We start from the raw sequence: 21588 nt of genomic DNA on the forward strand, positions 1-21588 counted from the left end.
TTAGGGCCGGTTCTGACAGCCATTGTCGCTAACGTTCTGTATAAATTGTAAACGCGCCACGAGGGACTTGCGAAAAACTGTCGTGGTGTTAATGTGAGCGTTCCAAATCCAGATTAGTCCGATTTGGGGATCTTATTTTTGCCGTTCTGGCGTGTGCAATCGTTTTATCAAGGAACAAGCAGTATGCGTAAAATCGCATTATTTATTGCGATGCTTTTGATCCCGTGCGTGTCATTCGCCGGCTTGCTGAGTAGCAATAGCTCCACAACACCTATCAGCAAAGAGTATAAGCAGCAATTGATGGGATCGCCGGTCTATATTCAGATCTTCAAGGAAGAGCGCGCGCTTGATCTCTACGTCAAGATGGGCGAGCAGTATCAACTTCTCGACAGCTATAAAATTTGTAATTACTCCGGCGGATTAGGTCCAAAACAACGCCAGGGCGATTTTAAAAGTCCGGAAGGTTTTTATAACGTCCAGCGCAGCCAGCTCAAACCTGACAGCCGCTTTTATAAAGCCATTAATATTGGCTTCCCCAACGCCTATGACCGCGCTCATGGTTATGAAGGCAAATACCTGATGATTCACGGTGCCTGCGTCTCGGTTGGCTGTTACGCCATGACCGACAGCGGTATTGATGAGATTTTCCAGTTTGTTACCGGCGCGTTGGTCTTTGGTCAGTCGAGTGTGCAGGTCAGTATTTATCCCTTCCGCATGACTGATGCCAACATGCAACGCCACAAGTATTCCTATTACAAAGAGTTCTGGTCGCAGTTAAAACCGGGATACGATTACTTTGAGCAAACCCGCAAGCCACCGACCGTGTCGGTTGTCGATGGCCGCTATGTCGTCAGCAAACCGTTGAGTCACGAAGTGGTTCAGCCGCAGCTGGCGTCAAACTACACGCTCCCCGAGACAAAATAACGCCCACTCGCCTGGCATAATCTTTTGCCAGGTTTCGTTGCCTGTCAGCGGTTGTGTGGCAATGACGGTGACCACATCATTAGGTGTGGTCTCTGAACTGAAGTCAATTTCCACATCCTGATCCAGCAGCGTCGCCACACCAAACGGCGCGCGACGAGTGATCCAGAACAGATTCGTTGAGCAGAATGCCATCACGTAGCGGCCATCTGACAACAGCATGTTAAAGACCCCCTTCTCACGCAGTACGCCCGCCAGCGTCGCGATATATCTGAACACCGCCGTCATATTGCCCGGCGTACGCGGGTAGCGCTGAGTGAGTTTGTGCAGCAACCAGCAGAACGCCTTTTCGCTGTCGGTTTCACCAACCGGGCGAAAATTGCCGGTTTCCAGCGTTTTATAGCCGGAAAGCTGCCCGTTGTGCGCGTAGGTCCAGTTGCGGCCCCACAGTTCACGCGTGAAGGGATGGGTGTTCTCCAGCGCCACTTCACCCCGGTTCGCCTGGCGAATATGGGCAATCACCGAACAGGATTTGATCGGGTAGTCCTGTACCAGTCTGGCGATGGGGGAATTAAAGCTGGGTTGCGGATCTTTGAACGTCCGGCAGCCTTTGCCTTCATAGAAGGTGATGCCCCAGCCGTCTTTGTGCGGCCCGGTTCCCCCTCCTCGCTGAACCAGCCCGGTAAAACTAAAGCAGATATCGGTCGGCACATTGGCGCTCATCCCGAGCAGTTCGCACATACATCACCTCCACAACAGCGGGGGCGTTAGCCCCCGGCGAAGACTTACTTAACCATCTCTTTTTCGATCAGCTGAATCAGGATATGAATCACTTTAATATGAATTTCCTGAATACGGTCAGCATAACCGAAATGCGGAACGCGGATTTCGATATCGGCAGTACCGGCCATTTTGCCGCCGTCTTTACCGGTCAGGGTGATCACTTTCATCCCCTTTTCGCGTGCCGCGGCGATGGCTTTGATCACGTTACCTGAATTGCCGGAGGTTGAGATGCCTAACAGCACATCGCCTTCGCGCCCTACCGCTTCCACATAACGAGAAAAGACGTAGTCGTAACCGAAATCATTGCTGACGCAGGAGATGTGGCTGACGTCGGAAATCGCAATGGCCGGATAGCCCGGACGGTTTTCGCGATAACGCCCTGTCAGCTCTTCTGCAAAGTGCATGGCGTCACAATGAGAGCCGCCGTTACCGCAGGAGAGTACCTTACCACCCGCTTTAAAACTGTCTGCCAGCAGGACCGCCGCGCGCTGAATGGCGTGAATATTGGCGTCATCTTTTAAAAAATTAGCCAGCGTTTCCGCCGCTTCGTTCAGTTCGTTACGAATAAGATCCTGGTACATGAGGATATCCTTCAGCATGAATGTAAATGACAGGATGCAGTGTACCGGATAGCACTGGCAGCGAGAAGCATAAGCCACACCAATGGCGACGGCTTTTGATTTTTCGTGCCGCAGAAAACGGCAACAATGTGAGCTTTGTTGTAATTATTTTGTAAACGCATTGCTAAAAGATTTCACATCCACTACAACCATAACATCACAAGTGGTCAGACCTCCTACAAGCAAGGGAGCTTTTCGTTATGATGATTTTGAGTATTCTCGCTACGGTCGTTCTGCTCGGCGCGCTGTTTTATCACCGCGTGAGCTTATTTCTCAGCAGCCTGATTTTGCTCGTCTGGACGGCGGCGCTTGGCGCTGTCGGACTGTGGTCCGTCTGGCTGCTGGTACCTCTGGCCATTATCCTCGTGCCATTCAACTTTACGCCAATGCGTAAGTCGATGATCTCCGCGCCGGTGTTCCGCGGCTTCCGTAAGGTAATGCCGCCGATGTCGCGTACGGAGAAAGAAGCGATTGATGCCGGTACCACCTGGTGGGAAGGCGATCTGTTCCAGGGCAAACCGGACTGGAAAAAACTGCACAACTATCCGCAGCCGCGTCTGACCGCCGAAGAGCAGGCGTTCATCGACGGCCCGGTGGAAGAAGCGTGCCGCATGGCGAACGACTTCCAGATCACCCACGAGCTGGCCGATCTGCCGCCAGAACTGTGGGCGTTCCTGAAAGAACATCGCTTCTTCGCGATGATCATTAAGAAAGAGTACGGCGGGCTGGAATTCTCCGCTTACGCCCAGTCTCGCGTGCTGCAAAAACTCTCCGGCGTCTCCGGGATCCTGGCGATTACCGTGGGCGTGCCGAACTCCTTAGGCCCAGGCGAGCTGTTGCAACATTACGGTACACAAGAGCAGAAAGACCATTACCTGCCTCGCCTGGCGCGCGGTCAGGAGATCCCTTGCTTTGCACTGACCAGCCCGGAAGCGGGTTCCGATGCGGGCGCCATTCCGGATACCGGTATTGTCTGTATGGGTGAGTGGCAAGGCCAGCAGGTGCTGGGGATGCGTCTGACCTGGAACAAGCGTTACATCACTCTCGCGCCTATCGCCACCGTCCTGGGGCTGGCGTTTAAACTCTCCGACCCGGATAAACTGCTGGGCGGCGATGAAGAACTGGGGATCACCTGTGCGTTAATCCCGACCTCCACGCCAGGTGTGGAAATTGGTCGTCGTCACTTCCCGCTTAACGTTCCGTTCCAGAACGGTCCGACGCTCGGTAAAGACGTCTTTGTGCCGATCGATTACATCATCGGCGGCCCGAAAATGGCCGGTCAGGGCTGGCGTATGCTGGTGGAATGTCTGTCCGTCGGGCGCGGCATTACGTTGCCGTCGAACTCGACTGGCGGGGTGAAATCCGTCGCGATGGCGACCGGTGCCTACGCCCATATTCGTCGTCAGTTCAAAATCTCCATCGGTAAGATGGAAGGGATCGAAGAACCGCTGGCACGCATTGCCGGTAACGCCTACGTGATGGATGCCGCAGCGTCCCTCATCACCTACGGCATTATGCTGGGTGAGAAACCGGCAGTGCTGTCGGCAATCGTCAAGTATCACTGTACTCATCGCGGTCAGCAGTCGATTATTGACGCGATGGATATTACTGGCGGCAAGGGCATTATGCTGGGCGAAGGTAACTTCCTCGCGCGGGCCTATCAGGGCGCGCCGATTGCTATCACTGTGGAAGGCGCCAATATCCTGACCCGTAGCATGATGATCTTCGGTCAGGGGGCGATTCGTTGCCATCCGTATGTGCTGGAAGAGATGGCGGCGGCGCAGAATAACGATGTGAATGCGTTCGACAAACTGCTGTTCAAACATATCGGCCACGTCGGCAGCAATAAGATGCGCAGCTTCTGGCTGGGTCTGACGCGCGGCTTAACCAGCCAAACGCCCACCCGCGATGCAACGAAGCGCTATTATCAGCACCTTAACCGTCTGAGCGCGAACCTCGCGCTGCTGTCTGACGTTTCGATGGCGGTACTGGGCGGCAGTCTGAAACGCCGCGAGCGCATCTCGGCCCGTCTGGGCGATGTACTGAGCCAGCTGTATCTGGCCTCTGCGGTACTGAAGCGTTATGACGACGAAGGCCGCCATGAAGCCGACCTGCCGCTGGTTCACTGGGGCGCTCAGGATGCGCTGTATAAAGCGGAACAGGCAATCGACGATCTGCTGCAAAACTTCCCGAACCGTCTGGTTGCCGGTCTGCTGAAGGTAGTGATCTTCCCGACCGGTCGTCACTATCTGGCCCCATCGGACAAGCTGGATCACAAAGTCGCGAAGATTTTGCAGGTTCCGAGCACCACCCGTGACCGTATTGGTCGTGGTCAATACCTGACGCCGAGCGAACATAACCCGGTGGGATTACTGGAAGAGGCGCTGCTGGATGTAATGGCCGCCGACCCGATCCACCAGCGTATTTGCAAAGAGATTGGCAAAAACCTGCCGTTTACCCGTCTGGATGAACTGGCGCAAAACGCCCTGGCGAAAGGCTTAATCGACAAAGACGAAGCCGCCATTCTGGTTAAGGCGGAAGAAAGCCGTCTGCGTAGCATCAATGTGGATGACTTTGCCCCAGAGGAGCTGGCGACGAAGCCGGTAAAGCTGCCAGAGAAAGTGCGTAAAGTCGAAGCCGCATAACGCTTACGCATGACCTTTTAGCCTCGCTTCGGCGGGGCTTTTTATCGCCCACGCTTCCTGAAATCACGTGCTACAGTGTCAGAATGCCGTTCAACAAGGAGACTCTACCGTGCCTGGTTTGAAAATTACGCTGCTGCAACAACCGCTGGTCTGGATGGATGGCCCGGCGAATTTGCGTCACTTTGACCGTCAACTGGAAGCCGTGACCGGACGCGACCTGATCGTGTTACCGGAGATGTTCACCACCGGCTTTGCGATGGAAGCCGCCGGACAGTCGCTTGCGGAAGAAACGCTTATCACCTGGCTGCGCGAGAAAGCGCAGCAGACCAATGCGCTGGTGGCCGGAAGTGCCGCCGTCTCCGGTGAGCAGGGGGCGGTGAATCGTTTTTTTCTGGTTGAGCCGCAAGGCGCGGTTCACTTTTATGACAAGCGCCACCTGTTTCGAATGGCTGACGAACATCATCATTACCAGCCAGGCAACCGCCGCGTGATCGTGGAATGGCGCGGGTGGCGCATTCTCCCGCTGGTCTGTTATGACCTGCGCTTCCCGGTGTGGTCACGCAATTTGAATGATTACGATCTGGCGCTGTATGTCGCCAACTGGCCAGCCCCCCGCTCTCTTCACTGGCAAACACTTCTGGCGGCGCGCGCTATCGAAAATCAGGCCTGGGTGGCTGGATGTAACCGCGTCGGCACCGACGGCAACGGCCATCATTATCGCGGAGACAGTCGGGTCATCAATCCTCAGGGAGAAGTGATTGCTACGGCGGAAGCCCACCAGGCCACGCGCATTGATGCAGACCTGTCGCTAAGCGCACTGAAAGAGTACCGGGAAACCTTCCCGGCCTGGCAGGATGCCGACCCGTTTATCCTGCGCTGATTTTTTGACGAAACTAAAACGACGAAAGCCTGAATCATTGCTGACTCAGGCTTTCTGAATGTTGGCGGAACGGACGGGACTCGAACCCGCGACCCCCTGCGTGACAGGCAGGTATTCTAACCAACTGAACTACCGCTCCGGGTTGTTCCACTTGGGAACGAAGCGAATATTACGGATTGCCACGCACCTCGTCAACGCTTTTTCTCATGTTTTTAATCGTTTGCTGTAAAAATCACCCGAGCGGCGGTTTTTACCTCATTAGCAGACTTTCTACGCCCGCCAGAGGCAACTTCCCCCTTTCTTTTCCACCAGGTCGAGACGCGATTCATGGGCCGCCACTTCCTCATCAGTGGCAAAAACGACGCGTAGCCTGCTGGCCTGACGTACAAGTCGCTGGATCCCCGTATTGCCCTGCTGCTGGGTTTCACCTTCCATCGAAAACGCCATCGTCGTCTGACCACCGGTCATCATGAGATAAACATCAGCCAGAATCTGGGCATCGAGTAATGCGCCGTGCAGCGTACGCTTGCTGTTGTCTATCTCATAACGCGAGCACAACGCATCCAGGCTATTACGCTTGCCAGGGAACATCTTCCTCGCCAGCGCCAGGCTATCGGTGACTTTACAGAAGGTGTTGGTTTTCGGGATATCGCGGTTGAGCTTACTGAACTCGTAATCCATGAAGCCGATATCAAACGACGCGTTATGAATGACCAGTTCCGCCCCGCGGATATAGTCGAGAAATTCATCCGCCACCTCGGCAAATGTCGGCTTGTCCAGCAGGAATTCATCCGCAATTCCGTGAACGCCGAACGCTTCCGGGTCCACCAGCCGCTCAGGCTTCAGATAGACATGGAAGTTATTCCCCGTCAGACGGCGGTTCACCACCTCAACGGCACCGATCTCAATGATCTTGTGCCCTTCGTAGTGCGCGCCGATCTGGTTCATACCGGTGGTTTCGGTATCGAGGACGATCTGTCGTGTAATTGCAGTGCTCATAGCGGTCATTTATGTCAGACTTATCGTTTTACGGTTCGATTCAATTACAGGAAGTCTACCAGAGATGCTTAAACAGGTAGAAATTTTCACCGACGGTTCGTGCCTGGGTAATCCAGGTCCGGGCGGTTACGGGGCAATTTTACGCTATCGCGGGCGCGAAAAAACCTTTAATGAGGGCTATACCCTCACGACCAATAATCGCATGGAGCTGATGGCGGCGATCGTCGCGCTGGAAGCCCTGAAAGAACAGTGTGAAGTCATTTTGAGCACCGACAGTCAGTACGTGCGCCAGGGGATCACCCAATGGATCCATAACTGGAAAAAACGCGGCTGGAAAACCGCCGACAAAAAACCGGTAAAAAATGTCGATCTCTGGAAGCGTCTTGATGCCGCGCTCGGGCCGCATCAGATCAAATGGGAGTGGGTAAAAGGCCATGCCGGTCATCCGGAAAACGAGCGTTGCGATGAGCTTGCCCGTGCCGCCGCTATGAATCCAACTCAGGAAGACGTTGGTTATCAGCCTGAAGCCTAAACGTCCGGCTTGCGATACTGCCGGGTCGCGCCGACGGCCTGCGGTATGCGCGCTTTCGCCTTGCTCTGTTTCATCGGATTGAGCGTAAGCGGAATCGTTCGCTTACGCGCCACAATCATCTGCATACAGCCCAGCGCAGGAAGGTGCGCACTTAACATCTTTCCCCCCTGCTTTTTCCACGGCAGGACGTGAAAACGGCTGTAGTGCAGCACTTCAAAATTCAGCAGCGACAGCCAGTCCAGTTGGCGCATCAGCGTAAACATACGACTATTATAAGGCGACGATTTACGCAATACCGGCACCAGCTTGCGCAGTCCCATCAGGCTCACCGGGTTGAACCCGCTCAGTACCAGCCAGCCATCATCAATGAGTACCCGATCGGCTTCACGCAACAGGCGGTGGGGATCGGCGCACCAGGGTAGCGTGTGCGCCAGCAGACAGACATCGACCGATTTATCGGCAAAAGGCAGATGAAGCGGATCGGCCTGAACCTGAACCGGCGAGCCTTTGGCAGAAACGTTAACCTGATGCGAAACCGCACAGGCTTCCGAGTTGATTTCTGCACTTAAATTGCCCACCTTAAGCAGGTGAAAACCATACATTTTTGCAAACCACGGGTTAAGCTGTTTTTCCAGCGCCTCACGATAGTACTCTCCCCAGGGCAAATCGCTCCAGCGTTCGGGTGCTACGACTGTTTGAGGGTTCCTTGCCGGTTTCATCACAACCATCCGTTATGCATAGACAGAGAGGTAATTTATGAATCTTAACAGTATTCCGGCGTTTCAGGACAATTACATCTGGGTTCTGAGTAATGATGAAGGCCGTTGTCTGATCGTGGACCCGGGTGACGCCGCGCCGGTGTTAAAAGCCATTGCCGAAAATCAGTGGCAGCCAAAGGCCATTTTACTCACACATCATCATCAGGACCATGTGGGCGGCGTGAAAGAACTGGTACAGAACTTTCCTGAATTAGTGGTTTACGGACCGGCAGAGACACAAGATAAGGGGGTCACTCATATAGTCGAAGATGGCGATTCCGCCCTCATTTTGGGGCATGAATTTAGTGTATTTGCTACACCCGGTCACACTTTAGGACATATCTGTTACTTTAGTCATCCTTATCTTTTTTGCGGGGATACGCTGTTCTCCGGTGGTTGTGGACGCCTGTTTGAAGGCACAGCAAGTCAGATGTATCAATCGCTTAAAAGAATATCCGCACTTCCAGACGATACGCTTATTTGTTGCGCCCATGAGTATACTTTAGCAAATATGAAGTTTGCGCTGAGCATCCTGCCGCACGATTCGTTCATAAATGATTATTATCGTAAAGTTAATGAGTTACGGGTAAAAAAACAAATGACACTCCCCGTTATTCTGAAAAATGAGCGACAAAATAATATTTTTTTGAGAACAGAAGATATTGATTTAATTAATGAAATCAACAAAGAAACAATATTGCAACACCCTGAAGAGCGATTTGCCTGGTTAAGGTCAAAGAAAGACAGCTTCTGATAATTCCTGGTTGCCTTTTCAAAACTTCACCGTTATGATCGGTCGTCTTTTAAGCAACTATTGACACACACATGAAGGCAAAAGCGATCTTACTCGCCTCTGTCCTGCTCGTGGGTTGCCAGTCGTCTCAAAACGCCGGCAATGTCCAACAGCACGCACAGAGCCTTTCTGCAGCTGGTCAAGGGGAAGCAGGAAAGTTTACGAGTCAGGCACGATGGATGGACGATGGGACGTCCCTCGCGCCGGATCAAGATTTGTGGGCTTTCATTGGCGACGAGCTAAAGATGGGAATTCCGGAAAACGACCGGATTCGCGAACAAAAACAGAAGTATTTACGCAATAAGAGCTATCTCCACGATGTAACTTTACGGGCAGAGCCGTATATGTACTGGATAGCCGGGCAAGTTAAGAAACGTAACATGCCGATGGAACTGGTACTACTACCCATAGTGGAGAGCGCTTTTGATCCTCACGCGACGTCTGGCGCCAATGCCGCAGGCATCTGGCAGATCATTCCGAGCACGGGGCGCAATTATGGTTTAAAACAGACCCGCAGTTATGACGCGCGTCGCGATGTGGTGGCTTCCACAACCGCAGCGCTCGACATGATGCAGCGTCTGAACAAAATGTTTGACGGCGACTGGCTGCTGACCGTTGCGGCTTATAATAGCGGTGAAGGTCGGGTCATGAAGGCGATTAAAACGAACAAAGCGCGTGGGAAATCCACCGACTTCTGGTCGTTGCCATTGCCTCAGGAAACGAAGCTGTACGTGCCAAAAATGCTGGCCCTGAGTGATATTCTCAAGAACAGCAAACGTTATGGCGTACGTCTGCCAACCACAGACGAAAGTCGTGCACTGGCGCGTGTTCGTTTAAGCAGTCCGGTTGAAATGGCGCAGGTTGCCGATATGGCGGGGATTCCCGTCAGCAAGCTGAAGACCTTTAATGCTGGTGTAAAAGGCTCCACGCTGGGCGCAAGCGGCCCGCAATACGTGATGGTACCAAAGAAGCATGCAGAGAAACTGCGTGAATCTCTGGCCGCCGGCGAAATTGCTGCCGTGCAGTCCACTCTGGTAGCAGATAACACCCCGCTGAACAGCCGTAGTTATACCGTTCGCTCTGGCGATACGCTTTCAGGCATTGCTTCACGTCTCGGCGTGAGCACGAAGGATCTGCAGCAGTGGAATAAACTGCGCGGTTCAACGCTGAAAGTGGGCCAAAATCTGACGGTGGGTGCAGGTAACAGCGCACAACAACTGGCTAAAAACAGCGACAGCATTACCTATCGTGTACGTAAGGGCGATTCGCTTTCGAGCATTGCTAAACGTCACGGCGTTAACATCAAAGATGTTATGCGCTGGAACAACGATACGGACAATCTGAAGCCCGGCGATCAACTGACGTTGTTTGTCAAAAACAACAACACGCCAGACTCCTGATAGCTCACAAGATTAAAAGGCACCGATTTCCCCCGGTGCCTTTTTTCTTTATGCCGCTTTGTGTGCTTCGGCCATGATGGTATCGCTGGTAAACGATCCCTCGTCCTGTAAAGCGAAGTAAGCTTTCACCTCCGCGGAGGCGCTCACCTGATACAGACGAATCGCCTCCACCAGTTCAGCGGGCGTACGCATTCTCGTCACCCATGAATTGAATTCCAACGGTAAACGGTCGGTTACCAACGAATCGACGACCAGGTTCGCATCATTCATCAATGCCAGCCACTCGCCGCTGGAATAGTTGCGAACGTGCGACGTGTCGCGCAATGCCTCCACCGTCTGTAACCAGACATCGCGGACCGGATGCCCTGGGGACATGACATCCATAATAATCAGCACACCGCCCGATTTTAATACCCGATTAACTTCACGCAGCGCTCTGCCAACGTCATGCCAGTGATGTGCGGAATAACGACTGATAACCACGTCAAAGACCGCATCTTCAAACGGCAGGCTTTCGGCATAGCCCTGCTTTGTGGTGATGTTGGCTAATCCCTTCTCTTTTGCTGCCTGCGCTACAACGTCAAGCATCTGCGAAGATAAATCGTAAGCCACCACTTGTTTTACATTCTGCGCGGCGATAAAGCTGGCATGCCCGGCGCCACAGCCCATATCCAGTACGCTGGCCTGAGGGAGCACAGACAGGCGCTCAGCCAGCCGCTGCAAGTCGCGACCGGATGCATGCACGGCACTGGTTAAATAGGCGTTCGCCTGGGAGCCAAACTGCTTTTCGACGTTGTCGTGGTGGGAGTGTGTTGTCATTATGCTGTCCTTTGGTTGTTTGCAAGATAAAGGGCAGCACCACTACAGGTCTGCCCCAACGGCAGACCTGACATACCTTACTGCACAGGTTTGCCGGGACTGAATTCAACGAGTAGCGGATTGTGATCGGATGCGCGTGTGACCAGTACAGAAGCCTCACTGACGTTCAGACCACGATAAAAGACAAAATCCAGAGGGCGACCAAATGCGCGACGGCGCTGATCGTCAGTAAAACGAACCTGGCGCAACGACATTTCGCGCGCGAAGCGATACAGCGCATTCATGCGGCGTCGGCTCCAGGCATTAAAATCTCCGGCCATAATCACCGGGCCACTGTGATGCGCAATCTGGTCACCGATTGGAAGTAACTGCTTACTATACACATCGACCCCCAGACTAAAGTTAACCGCATGGATATTAACGACCATCAACAGTCGCGTATCTGGCAACGGATAGACGGTAACCAGCGCCGATTTTGCCAGGCGCAGGATAGGCTCACGCTCACGAAGCGGGCAACAGTACACAGGATGCGCGGATGAGAGCGTCATCACCCCTGACGGATGCTGCGGCAGAACAAATGCCGGCACCTGATCGGCCGCCAGATAATTCGCCGTCGCAAACCTCACCAGCTCCGGCGTCGTCTGCGCTTCCTGTAACAACACCAGGTGCGCATCTTTGCCAAAATTCTTCAGCACCGAAAGCCATTCCGCTCGCTGCTGCTTAAAGATATTCCACACCAGGATGCGGATCCGATCTTCACTGCTTAACGGCGCCCCGGCGGGTAATGCCTGGCCGATGCTCGAAAATGACCCGGGCGGCAAAATCCGCTCAGCGGGTTGTCCGGCAACATAGCGCATGGCATAGGTGTTTTTTCGCACTTTTGACTTTCAAACCTCTATAACGTCAACCAGTCCGGTGCCGGACTGGTTCTTCTGTTATAGGGATTTTAGCTCACACTTTCAACGACCAATTGCAGATTGTTTTGTAAGCACTCGCTTACATCAAGTACTTAGCCCAGCACGGCAACGCGTGCAGGTTTATCCAGTCGACCACTAATTCCCATCAACAGGAAGGCGCCCAACACAATCAATGCCCCAATCCACGGTGTTTGCGCCAGACCGAAGTGCTCCACCGTCTGTCCACCAACAACAGAACCGATCGCAATCCCGATGTTAAAAGCCGCAATGTTAAGACCGGATGCCACGTCCACTGCGTTCGGCGTAAATTGCTCGGCTTTTTGCACCACATAAACCTGCAGACCCGGTACGTTACCGAAAGCAAAGATCCCCATCACCAGTACGGTTGCCAGCGCGGCGTACTGCATGGAAGCTGTAAACTGAAAAACGAGCAACAGAACAAACAATGCGGCGAAAATAAACTTCAGCGCAGGCACCGCACCATGTTTATCCGCCAGTTTTCCGCCCCAGATGTTACCTATCGCGACGGATACGCCATAGCCTAATAAGATCCAACTCACTGCGGCAGGCGAGAAACCGGCCAGATCCTGCATCATTGGAGCCAGAAAGGTAAATGCGGTAAAGACGCCACCATAGCCCAGTGCAGTGATCGCATAGATAATCAGCAAGCGTGGGTGTGTTAAGACGCTTACCTGGTCACGCAGTGTTGCCGCCGCACGCCCCGGAATGTTCGCCGGAATAAGCCACTGACTGCTGATCAACGCCATCACGCCTAACACGGAAACGGCGAGGAAGGTTTCGCGCCAGCCAAAATGCTGACCGATGAATGTTCCCAGAGGAACCCCGGTCACCAGGGCAACCGTCAGGCCACCAAACATAATGGCAATGGCTGAAGCCGCTTTTTCTTTTGCCACCAGACTGGTGGCAATGGTGGAGCCAATCGAGAAGAACACCCCATGAGCCAGACCGGTCAGTAAACGGGCCGCAATCAGCGTCATATAGCCAGGAGCCTGCCACGCCAGCAGGTTGCCCGCCGTGAACAGGACCATCAGCGCAACCAGCAGCTGCTTACGCGGCAGACGTCCGGTCAACGCCGTCAGTACCGGCGCACCAATCGCCACGCCGAGAGCATAGATAGAAACCAACATCCCCGCAGAAGGCAGAGAAATGGCCAGCTGTTCGGCAATTGTCGGCACCAGGCCTACAATTACAAATTCGGTTGTGCCAATAGCAAAGGCACTTATTGTCAGCGCAAATAACGCGAGAGGCATAAATCACTCCATATCATCAGTATTCGGATGACACGCAGTATGCCGGGATGGTTTAATAACAAAAATATCCAAAATCTCAATACAATTTTGCTTCGGGTGCAAAAATGAAAGCAACCTCAGAAGAACTCGCCATTTTTGTTTCAGTAGTAGAAAGCGGTAGTTTCAGCCGGGCGGCGGAACAGTTAGGTCAGGCAAACTCAGCGGTAAGCCGGGCAGTTAAAAAGCTGGAAATGAAGCTTGGCGTAAGTTTACTCAACCGCACAACCCGGCAACTGAGTCTGACAGAAGAAGGTGAACGCTATTTTCGCCGCGTCCAGTCTTTGCTGCAGGAGATGGCGGCGGCAGAAACGGAAATCATGGAGACACGCAACACTCCACGCGGGGTGCTGCGTATCGATGCCGCCACGCCGGTAATGTTGCATTTTCTGATGCCGTTGATAAAGCCTTTCCGTGAACGTTATCCGGAAATTACGCTCTCTCTTGTTTCCTCCGAAACCTTTATCAATCTGATCGAGAGAAAAGTGGATATCGCGATCCGTGCTGGTACCCTGACGGATTCCAGTTTACGCGCCCGACCACTCTTTAACAGCTATCGGAAGATTATCGCCTCGCCGGGCTATCTTGATCGATTCGGGAAGCCGGAAACAGTGGAAGAGCTGAAGGCACACCTGTGCCTGGGTTTCACTGAACCCGTATCCCTCAACACCTGGCCCATCGCCTGTAGCGATGGGCAACTTCATGAGATTACCTGTGGCATTTCGTCAAACAGCGGTGAAACGCTTAAACAGCTCTGCCTCAGCGGAAACGGCATTGCCTGCCTGTCGGACTACATGATTGATCGGGAAATCGCGCGAGGTGAACTGGTGGAGCTGATGGCTGATAAACGCCTGCCGGTAGAGATGCCGTTCAGCGCCGTCTATTACAGCGACCGTGCCGTGAGTACGCGTATTCGGGCATTTATCGATTTTCTGAGTGAACATATAAAAACAGCTCCCGGAGGAGCTGTTAAAGAGGGTTAAAGGCATTCAGGGGGTTAACGCATTAATCCCACTGCGGTGCCAGTCCTTCCGGGCTTACCAGGCGATCGTTGCAATCCAGAGCAGCGATCGCTTTTTTATCTTCGGCATCTAACGTTAGATCCTGCGCCTGCAGGTTGCTCGCCAGGTTTTCACGCTTAGTGGAAGAAGGAATGACCGAGTAACCTTCGCCCATCGCCCATGCCAGGATCACCTGAGCGGTGGTGGCATTGTGTTTCGCCGCAATGCGGGCAATCACTTCATCTTTCAGTGCCTTACCATATGCCAGTGTCATGTAAGACGTAATGTGGATACCGTGCGCTTTCGCCCAGTCAACCACTTTGCCGTTTTGCAGGTAAGGAGACAGTTCAATCTGGTTAGTCGCGATATTTTCCGCACCCACCGCCGCAATGGCTTTTTCCATCAACGGGATAGTGAAGTTAGAGATACCGATTTCACGCGTCAGCCCCTGTTTTTTCGCTTCCAGCAGCGCCTGCATGAATTCCTCAACCGATACAGCATCGTTTGGTGATGGCCAGTGGATCAGCGTCAGATCAACATAATCAGTACGCAGTTTTTTCAGGCTCTCTTTCAGGCTTGGGATCAGCTTGTCTTTGCTCAGATTCTCAATCCAGATCTTGGTCGTAATGTACAACTCATTGCGCGGAACGCCACTCTCGGCAATTGCCTGGCCAACTGCTGCTTCATTATCATAGATTTGTGCAGTATCGACAGCGCGGTAACCGAGCTCCAGAGCCGTTTTTACGGATGCAATAACAACATCGTCCTTAAGACGAAAGGTACCTAAACCGAATGCAGGGATAGTCATAATAATTCCTCTTTGATTCATCATGTTCGTTAACTGAGAGGATTATGACGTTTTGCGTTGTGTGGAAAAAGAGCGAAAAATGCAGAGGATTTTTGCGTTTTTAGCAACAATCAAATTTCAGGCAAAGAAAAAGCCCTGAGTGTTAACTCAGGGCTCTTAATAAGTGGCGGAACGGACGGGACTCGAACCCGCGACCCCCTGCGTGACAGGCAGGTATTCTAACCAACTGAACTACCGCTCCACCGAATTTTTCTACAACCACTGATTTTTACATCAGTTTACTGCTTAATTTGATGCCTGGCAGTTCCCTACTCTCGCATGGGGAGACCCCACACTACCATCGGCGCTACGGCGTTTCACTTCTGAGTTCGGCATGGGGTCAGGTGGGACCACCGCGCTACAGCCGCCAGGCAAATTCTTTTGTGCTCAGTACGCAATATTTTATCGCATCAGCTGCGCTGGCTGCATTCGTGAACCTCAGTCACATACTCATGTATGCTCCTTCCGTCACTTCATTTGCCGCCCTGCCGCTGCGCAAACTATTGCGCACTACAATCCGGTATCAAACTGAAAATTCTCTCTATTCCGCCAAAACATCTTCGGCGTTGTAAGGTTAAGCCTCACGGTTCATTAGTACCGGTTAGCTCAACGCATCGCTGCGCTTACACACCCGGCCTATCAACGTCGTCGTCTTCAACGTTCCTTCAGGACTCTTAAAGAGTCAGGGAGAACTCATCTCGGGGCAAGTTTCGTGCTTAGATGCTTTCAGCACTTATCTCTTCCGCATTTAGCTACCGGGCAGTGCCATTGGCATGACAACCCGAACACCAGTGATGCGTCCACTCCGGTCCTCTCGTACTAGGAGCAGCCCCCCTCAATTCTCCAGCGCCCACGGCAGATAGGGACCGAACTGTCTCACGACGTTCTAAACCCAGCTCGCGTACCACTTTAAATGGCGAACAGCCATACCCTTGGGACCTACTTCAGCCCCAGGATGTGATGAGCCGACATCGAGGTGCCAAACACCGCCGTCGATATGAACTCTTGGGCGGTATCAGCCTGTTATCCCCGGAGTACCTTTTATCCGTTGAGCGATGGCCCTTCCATTCAGAACCACCGGATCACTAAGACCTGCTTTCGCACCTGCTCGCGCCGTCACGCTCGCAGTCAAGCTAGCTTATGCCTTTGCACTAACCTCCTGATGTCCGACCAGGATTAGCTAACCTTCGTGCTCCTCCGTTACTCTTTAGGAGGAGACCGCCCCAGTCAAACTACCCACCAGACACTGTCCGCAACCCGGGTAACGGGTCCACGTTAGAACACCAGCCATTAAAGGGTGGTATTTCAAGGTTGGCTCCACACGAACTGGCGTCCGCGCTTCAAAGCCTCCCACCTATCCTACACATCAAGGACCAGTGTTCAGTGTCAAGCTATAGTAAAGGTTCACGGGGTCTTTCCGTCTTGCCGCGGGTACACTGCATCTTCACAGCGAGTTCAATTTCACTGAGTCTCGGGTGGAGACAGCCTGGCCATCATTACGCCATTCGTGCAGGTCGGAACTTACCCGACAAGGAATTTCGCTACCTTAGGACCGTTATAGTTACGGCCGCCGTTTACCGGGGCTTCGATCAAGAGCTTCTCCGCGAGGATAACCCCATCAATTAACCTTCCGGCACCGGGCAGGCGTCACACCGTATACGTCCACTTTCGTGTTTGCACAGTGCTGTGTTTTTAATAAACAGTTGCAGCCAGCTGGTATCTTCGACTGATTTCAGCTCCACGAGTAAATCGCTTCACCTACGTATCAGCGTGCCTTCTCCCGAAGTTACGGCACCATTTTGCCTAGTTCCTTCACCCGAGTTCTCTCAAGCGCCTTGGTATTCTCTACCTGACCACCTGTGTCGGTTTGGGGTACGATCTGATGTTACCTGATGCTTAGAGGCTTTTCCTGGAAGCAGGGCATTTGTTGCTTCAGCACCGTAGTGCCTCGTCATCACGCCTCAGTGTTAAAGTGAACCGGATTTACCTGGAACACACACCTACACGCTTAAACCGGGACAACCGTCGCCCGGCCAACATAGCCTTCTCCGTCCCCCCTTCGCAGTAACACCTGGTACAGGAATATTAACCTGTTTCCCATCGACTACGCCTTTCGGCCTCGCCTTAGGGGTCGACTCACCCTGCCCCGATTAACGTTGGACAGGAACCCTTGGTCTTCCGGCGAGCGGGCTTTTCACCCGCTTTATCGTTACTTATGTCAGCATTCGCACTTCTGATACCTCCAGCATGCCTCACAGCACACCTTCACAGGCTTACAGAACGCTCCCCTACCCAACAACACTTAGTGTCGCTGCCGCAGCTTCGGTGCATGGTTTAGCCCCGTTACATCTTCCGCGCAGGCCGACTCGACCAGTGAGCTATTACGCTTTCTTTAAATGATGGCTGCTTCTAAGCCAACATCCTGGCTGTCTGAGCCTTCCCACATCGTTTCCCACTTAACCATGACTTTGGGACCTTAGCTGGCGGTCTGGGTTGTTTCCCTCTTCACGACGGACGTTAGCACCCGCCGTGTGTCTCCCGTGATAACATTCTCCGGTATTCGCAGTTTGCATCGGGTTGGTAAGTCGGGATGACCCCCTAGCCGAAACAGTGCTCTACCCCCGGAGATGAATTCACGAGGCGCTACCTAAATAGCTTTCGGGGAGAACCAGCTATCTCCCGGTTTGATTGGCCTTTCACCCCCAGCCACAAGTCATCCGCTAATTTTTCAACATTAGTCGGTTCGGTCCTCCAGTTAGTGTTACCCAACCTTCAACCTGCCCATGGCTAGATCACCGGGTTTCGGGTCTATACCCTGCAACTTAACGCCCAGTTAAGACTCGGTTTCCCTTCGGCTCCCCTATTCGGTTAACCTTGCTACAGAATATAAGTCGCTGACCCATTATACAAAAGGTACGCAGTCACCCCATAAAGAGGCTCCCACTGCTTGTACGTACACGGTTTCAGGTTCTTTTTCACTCCCCTCGCCGGGGTTCTTTTCGCCTTTCCCTCACGGTACTGGTTCACTATCGGTCAGTCAGGAGTATTTAGCCTTGGAGGATGGTCCCCCCATATTCAGACAGGATACCACGTGTCCCGCCCTACTCATCGAGCTCACAACACATGCGGTTTTGTGTACGGGGCTGTCACCCTGTATCGCCGGCCTTTCCAGACCGTTCCACTACCACACATGCTGATTCAGGCTCTGGGCTGCTCCCCGTTCGCTCGCCGCTACTGGGGGAATCTCGGTTGATTTCTTTTCCTCGGGGTACTTAGATGTTTCAGTTCCCCCGGTTCGCCTCGTTAACCTATGTATTCAGTTAACGATAGTGCAACGAATTGCACTGGGTTTCCCCATTCGGACATCGCCGGCTATAGCGGTTCATATCACCTCACCGGCGCTTTTCGCAGATTAGCACGTCCTTCATCGCCTCTGACTGCCAGGGCATCCACCGTGTACGCTTAGTCGCTTAACCTCACAACCCGAAGATGTTTCTTCCGATTCATCATCGTGATTGCGAAAATTTGAGAGACTCGAACACACCATTAACGGTGTGTCGTTTCAATTTTCAGCTTGATCCAGATTTTTAAAGAGCAAATATCTCAAACATGACTCTGAAGTCAGTTTTGAGATATTGAGGCAGGTGACTTTCACTCACACAAACCAGCAAGTGGCGTCCCCTAGGGGATTCGAACCCCTGTTACCGCCGTGAAAGGGCGGTGTCCTGGGCCTCTAGACGAAGGGGACACTGAAGTCTCAATCGCAAGACGCCTTGCTATTCACTTTTCATCAGACAATCTGTGTGGGCACTGCAAAGGCAGGTTCTTTAAGGTAAGGAGGTGATCCAACCGCAGGTTCCCCTACGGTTACCTTGTTACGACTTCACCCCAGTCATGAATCACAAAGTGGTAAGCGCCCTCCCGAAGGTTAAGCTACCTACTTCTTTTGCAACCCACTCCCATGGTGTGACGGGCGGTGTGTACAAGGCCCGGGAACGTATTCACCGTGGCATTCTGATCCACGATTACTAGCGATTCCGACTTCATGGAGTCGAGTTGCAGACTCCAATCCGGACTACGACATACTTTATGAGGTCCGCTTACTCTCGCGAGGTCGCTTCTCTTTGTATATGCCATTGTAGCACGTGTGTAGCCCTGGTCGTAAGGGCCATGATGACTTGACGTCATCCCCACCTTCCTCCAGTTTATCACTGGCAGTCTCCTTTGAGTTCCCGGCCGGACCGCTGGCAACAAAGGATAAGGGTTGCGCTCGTTGCGGGACTTAACCCAACATTTCACAACACGAGCTGACGACAGCCATGCAGCACCTGTCTCACAGTTCCCGAAGGCACCAATCCATCTCTGGAAAGTTCTGTGGATGTCAAGACCAGGTAAGGTTCTTCGCGTTGCATCGAATTAAACCACATGCTCCACCGCTTGTGCGGGCCCCCGTCAATTCATTTGAGTTTTAACCTTGCGGCCGTACTCCCCAGGCGGTCTATTTAACGCGTTAGCTCCGGAAGCCACGCCTCAAGGGCACAACCTCCAAATAGACATCGTTTACGGCGTGGACTACCAGGGTATCTAATCCTGTTTGCTCCCCACGCTTTCGCACCTGAGCGTCAGTCTTCGTCCAGGGGGCCGCCTTCGCCACCGGTATTCCTCCAGATCTCTACGCATTTCACCGCTACACCTGGAATTCTACCCCCCTCTACGAGACTCAAGCCTGCCAGTTTCGAATGCAGTTCCCAGGTTGAGCCCGGGGATTTCACATCCGACTTGACAGACCGCCTGCGTGCGCTTTACGCCCAGTAATTCCGATTAACGCTTGCACCCTCCGTATTACCGCGGCTGCTGGCACGGAGTTAGCCGGTGCTTCTTCTGCGGGTAACGTCAATGGCTGCGGTTATTAACCACAACCCCTTCCTCCCCGCTGAAAGTACTTTACAACCCGAAGGCCTTCTTCATACACGCGGCATGGCTGCATCAGGCTTGCGCCCATTGTGCAATATTCCCCACTGCTGCCTCCCGTAGGAGTCTGGACCGTGTCTCAGTTCCAGTGTGGCTGGTCATCCTCTCAGACCAGCTAGGGATCGTCGCCTTGGTGAGCCGTTACCTCACCAACAAGCTAATCCCATCTGGGCACATCCGATGGCAAGAGGCCCGAAGGTCCCCCTCTTTGGTCTTGCGACGTTATGCGGTATTAGCTACCGTTTCCAGTAGTTATCCCCCTCCATCGGGCAGTTTCCCAGACATTACTCACCCGTCCGCCACTCGTCAGCGAAGCAGCAAGCTGCTTCCTGTTACCGTTCGACTTGCATGTGTTAGGCCTGCCGCCAGCGTTCAATCTGAGCCATGATCAAACTCTTCAATTTAAGTTTGATGCTCTTAGAATTAAACGTCGTAATGAATTACGTGTTCACTCTTTGAGACTTGGTATTCATTTTTCGTCTTGCGACGTTAAGAATCCATGTCACTCTGAGTGCCCACACAGATTGTCTGATAAATTGTTAAAGAGCAGTTGCGACGCGCTTTAGCGCTCTGTCGCGAGGTGGCGTATATTACGCTTTCCTCTTTCAGAGTCAACCCTGATTTTCAGGATTTTTCTCTTCAACCGAACCGGCTGTTTGTGTGAAGTGATTCACATCCGCCGTGTCGATGGAGGCGCATTATAGGGGGTCGACTCAGGAAGACAAGCGGAAAAATGCAGATTTATTTCAACCGCTCACCTTTTAACCACAATGCTTATTTTTGCTGCTTTTTTATCGCCGATGGCAGATCAGCAAGGCTATTTAATACCCAATCTGCCGCATTTTCTGCTTCCGCAGTGATGGGCTTACCGGTTCGCACTAACACTTTTGTCCCGACCCCTGCCGCCGCAGCCGCCTGCATATCTTCTAATTTGTCGCCCACCATATAAGACGCGGCCATATCAATGTGCAGGAAATCGCGGGCCGAGATCAGCATACCGGGATGCGGCTTACGGCAATCACAAACCTGGCGGTACTCTTCCACGCTGCCTTGCGGGTGGTGTGGACAATAATAGATACCGTCGAGATCGACATCGCGATCGGCCAATGACCAGTCCATCCACTCTGTTAATGTCTCAAATTGGGCTTCAGTAAATTTACCGCGCGCAATCCCTGACTGGTTGGTGACAACCACCAGCGCATAACCCAGGGTTTTAAGCTCGCGCATAGCATCAATAACGCCGTCGATAAATTCGAACTCGTCGATTTCATGTACGTAGCCGTGATCAACATTAATTGTGCCGTCACGGTCGAGAAAAATTGCGGGTACGGACTTTGCCACCTTTTATAGCTCCTGAATAAGGCATGTAGCGCTAGTATCGCATGTTTCGGCAGG

At 52.8% G+C, this 21588-nt stretch carries 16 protein-coding genes, 3 tRNA genes and 3 rRNA genes; 7 read left to right on the forward strand and 15 right to left on the reverse strand.

What is annotated here, in order from left to right; translation table 11 throughout:
* Window positions 1-183 precede the first annotated feature (183 nt).
* Entirely contained in the window at window positions 184-924 is a 741-nt protein-coding gene (gene dpaA, locus WM46_RS13710; protein ID WP_061076514.1) for a peptidoglycan meso-diaminopimelic acid protein amidase, read from the forward strand.
* Here the strand turns inward: dpaA and WM46_RS13715 are convergent.
* Window positions 895-1662 carry a class II glutamine amidotransferase gene (locus WM46_RS13715; RefSeq protein WP_061076513.1) on the reverse strand — a complete coding sequence of 256 codons (768 nt, stop codon included), beginning with the start codon at window positions 1660-1662 and terminating at the stop codon, window positions 895-897. The two genes, dpaA and WM46_RS13715, sit on opposite strands and share 30 nt — an antisense overlap.
* 44 nt (window positions 1663-1706) lie before the next feature.
* Window positions 1707-2285, reverse strand: a complete 579-nt coding sequence (lpcA, locus tag WM46_RS13720; RefSeq protein WP_028017728.1) for a D-sedoheptulose 7-phosphate isomerase — start codon at window positions 2283-2285, stop codon at window positions 1707-1709.
* A 239-nt stretch (window positions 2286-2524) separates the two neighbouring features.
* Here lpcA and fadE point away from each other — a divergent pair, with 239 nt between their 5' ends.
* Both fadE and WM46_RS13730 read left to right on the forward strand, forming a co-directional pair.
* Complete coding sequence (gene fadE, locus WM46_RS13725) at window positions 2525-4969, forward strand: acyl-CoA dehydrogenase FadE (RefSeq protein WP_102602559.1); 2445 nt, start codon at window positions 2525-2527, stop codon at window positions 4967-4969.
* 109 nt (window positions 4970-5078) lie between these two features.
* Entirely contained in the window at window positions 5079-5849 is a 771-nt protein-coding gene (locus WM46_RS13730) for an amidohydrolase (RefSeq protein WP_102602560.1), read from the forward strand.
* A gap of 62 nt (window positions 5850-5911) precedes the next feature.
* Here the strand turns inward: WM46_RS13730 and WM46_RS13735 are convergent.
* Window positions 5912-5988, reverse strand: a tRNA-Asp gene (locus WM46_RS13735).
* 131 nt (window positions 5989-6119) lie between these two features.
* Entirely contained in the window at window positions 6120-6848 is a 729-nt protein-coding gene (dnaQ, locus tag WM46_RS13740) for a DNA polymerase III subunit epsilon (protein WP_102603839.1), read from the reverse strand.
* Here dnaQ and rnhA point away from each other — a divergent pair.
* Entirely contained in the window at window positions 6802-7380 is a 579-nt protein-coding gene (rnhA, locus tag WM46_RS13745) for a ribonuclease HI (RefSeq protein ID WP_187394379.1), read from the forward strand. The two genes, dnaQ and rnhA, sit on opposite strands and share 47 nt — an antisense overlap.
* Here the strand turns inward: rnhA and WM46_RS13750 are convergent.
* Window positions 7377-8099, reverse strand: a complete 723-nt coding sequence (locus WM46_RS13750) for a class I SAM-dependent methyltransferase (RefSeq protein ID WP_102602561.1) — start codon at window positions 8097-8099, stop codon at window positions 7377-7379. The two genes, rnhA and WM46_RS13750, sit on opposite strands and share 4 nt — an antisense overlap.
* 37 nt (window positions 8100-8136) lie before the next feature.
* On the opposite strand from WM46_RS13750, the gene gloB reads away from it, so the two are divergent.
* Together gloB and mltD are read left to right on the forward strand one after the other, a co-directional pair.
* Window positions 8137-8892, forward strand: a complete 756-nt coding sequence (gloB, locus tag WM46_RS13755; RefSeq protein WP_102602562.1) for a hydroxyacylglutathione hydrolase — start codon at window positions 8137-8139, stop codon at window positions 8890-8892.
* A 71-nt stretch (window positions 8893-8963) separates the two neighbouring features.
* Window positions 8964-10331: a murein transglycosylase D gene (mltD, locus tag WM46_RS13760; RefSeq protein WP_102602563.1), complete on the forward strand. Its 1368-nt coding sequence runs from the start codon at window positions 8964-8966 to the stop codon at window positions 10329-10331.
* A 48-nt stretch (window positions 10332-10379) separates the two neighbouring features.
* Here mltD and WM46_RS13765 read toward each other — a convergent pair whose 3' ends face one another.
* From WM46_RS13765 to WM46_RS13775, 3 genes are all read right to left on the reverse strand, one after another.
* The gene (locus WM46_RS13765) at window positions 10380-11150 is read right to left on the reverse strand and encodes a class I SAM-dependent methyltransferase (protein ID WP_102602564.1); all 771 of its coding nucleotides are present in this window, start codon (window positions 11148-11150) and stop codon (window positions 10380-10382) included.
* A 77-nt stretch (window positions 11151-11227) separates the two neighbouring features.
* Complete coding sequence (locus WM46_RS13770; RefSeq protein WP_042324835.1) at window positions 11228-12028, reverse strand: endonuclease/exonuclease/phosphatase family protein; 801 nt, start codon at window positions 12026-12028, stop codon at window positions 11228-11230.
* 131 nt (window positions 12029-12159) lie between these two features.
* Complete coding sequence (locus WM46_RS13775) at window positions 12160-13338, reverse strand: MFS transporter (RefSeq protein WP_102602565.1); 1179 nt, start codon at window positions 13336-13338, stop codon at window positions 12160-12162.
* Window positions 13339-13442: 104 nt separating this feature from the next.
* Between WM46_RS13775 and yafC the strand changes: the two genes are divergently transcribed.
* On the forward strand, window positions 13443-14357 hold the full coding sequence (gene yafC, locus WM46_RS13780; RefSeq protein WP_102602566.1) for a DNA-binding transcriptional regulator YafC: 915 nt from the start codon (window positions 13443-13445) through the stop codon (window positions 14355-14357).
* A gap of 22 nt (window positions 14358-14379) precedes the next feature.
* Here the strand turns inward: yafC and dkgB are convergent, their stop codons facing one another.
* From dkgB to gmhB, 7 genes are all read right to left on the reverse strand, one after another.
* Entirely contained in the window at window positions 14380-15183 is an 804-nt protein-coding gene (gene dkgB / locus WM46_RS13785; protein ID WP_102602567.1) for a 2,5-didehydrogluconate reductase DkgB, read from the reverse strand.
* A 164-nt stretch (window positions 15184-15347) separates the two neighbouring features.
* Window positions 15348-15424, reverse strand: a tRNA-Asp gene (locus WM46_RS13790).
* 54 nt (window positions 15425-15478) lie between these two features.
* Window positions 15479-15594 (reverse strand): 5S ribosomal RNA (rrf, locus tag WM46_RS13795).
* 198 nt (window positions 15595-15792) lie between these two features.
* Window positions 15793-18698 (reverse strand): 23S ribosomal RNA (locus WM46_RS13800).
* 196 nt (window positions 18699-18894) lie between these two features.
* Window positions 18895-18970, reverse strand: a tRNA-Glu gene (locus WM46_RS13805).
* An 85-nt stretch (window positions 18971-19055) separates the two neighbouring features.
* Window positions 19056-20597, reverse strand: a 16S ribosomal RNA gene (locus WM46_RS13810).
* Together the 16S, 23S and 5S rRNA genes with 2 tRNA genes alongside form the textbook arrangement of a ribosomal RNA operon.
* Window positions 20598-20967: 370 nt before the next feature.
* Window positions 20968-21534, reverse strand: a complete 567-nt coding sequence (gene gmhB / locus WM46_RS13815; RefSeq protein WP_042997843.1) for a D-glycero-beta-D-manno-heptose 1,7-bisphosphate 7-phosphatase — start codon at window positions 21532-21534, stop codon at window positions 20968-20970.
* Window positions 21535-21588: the final 54 nt, after the last annotated feature.

The sequence above is a fragment of the Citrobacter freundii complex sp. CFNIH2 genome, from assembly GCF_002880615.1.
GTDB classification, from domain to species: Bacteria; Pseudomonadota; Gammaproteobacteria; order Enterobacterales; family Enterobacteriaceae; genus Citrobacter_A; species Citrobacter_A amalonaticus_F.

Bases quoted from the DNA above. Each gene is read 5' to 3' on its own strand.
- lpcA (WP_028017728.1), bottom strand. From the start codon at position 2,285: ATGTACCAGGATCTTATTCGTAACGAACTGAACGAAGCGGCGGAAACG.
- dpaA (WP_061076514.1), top strand. From the start codon at position 184: ATGCGTAAAATCGCATTATTTATTGCGATGCTTTTGATCCCGTGCGTG.
- dkgB (WP_102602567.1), bottom strand. From the start codon at position 15,183: ATGACTATCCCTGCATTCGGTTTAGGTACCTTTCGTCTTAAGGACGAT.
- WM46_RS13715 (WP_061076513.1), bottom strand. From the start codon at position 1,662: ATGTGCGAACTGCTCGGGATGAGCGCCAATGTGCCGACCGATATCTGC.
- mltD (WP_102602563.1), top strand. From the start codon at position 8,964: ATGAAGGCAAAAGCGATCTTACTCGCCTCTGTCCTGCTCGTGGGTTGC.
- gloB (WP_102602562.1), top strand. From the start codon at position 8,137: ATGAATCTTAACAGTATTCCGGCGTTTCAGGACAATTACATCTGGGTT.
- dnaQ (WP_102603839.1), bottom strand. From the start codon at position 6,848: ATGAGCACTGCAATTACACGACAGATCGTCCTCGATACCGAAACCACC.
- WM46_RS13765 (WP_102602564.1), bottom strand. From the start codon at position 11,150: ATGACAACACACTCCCACCACGACAACGTCGAAAAGCAGTTTGGCTCC.
- WM46_RS13775 (WP_102602565.1), bottom strand. From the start codon at position 13,338: ATGCCTCTCGCGTTATTTGCGCTGACAATAAGTGCCTTTGCTATTGGC.
- yafC (WP_102602566.1), top strand. From the start codon at position 13,443: ATGAAAGCAACCTCAGAAGAACTCGCCATTTTTGTTTCAGTAGTAGAA.
- WM46_RS13750 (WP_102602561.1), bottom strand. From the start codon at position 8,099: ATGAAACCGGCAAGGAACCCTCAAACAGTCGTAGCACCCGAACGCTGG.
- fadE (WP_102602559.1), top strand. From the start codon at position 2,525: ATGATGATTTTGAGTATTCTCGCTACGGTCGTTCTGCTCGGCGCGCTG.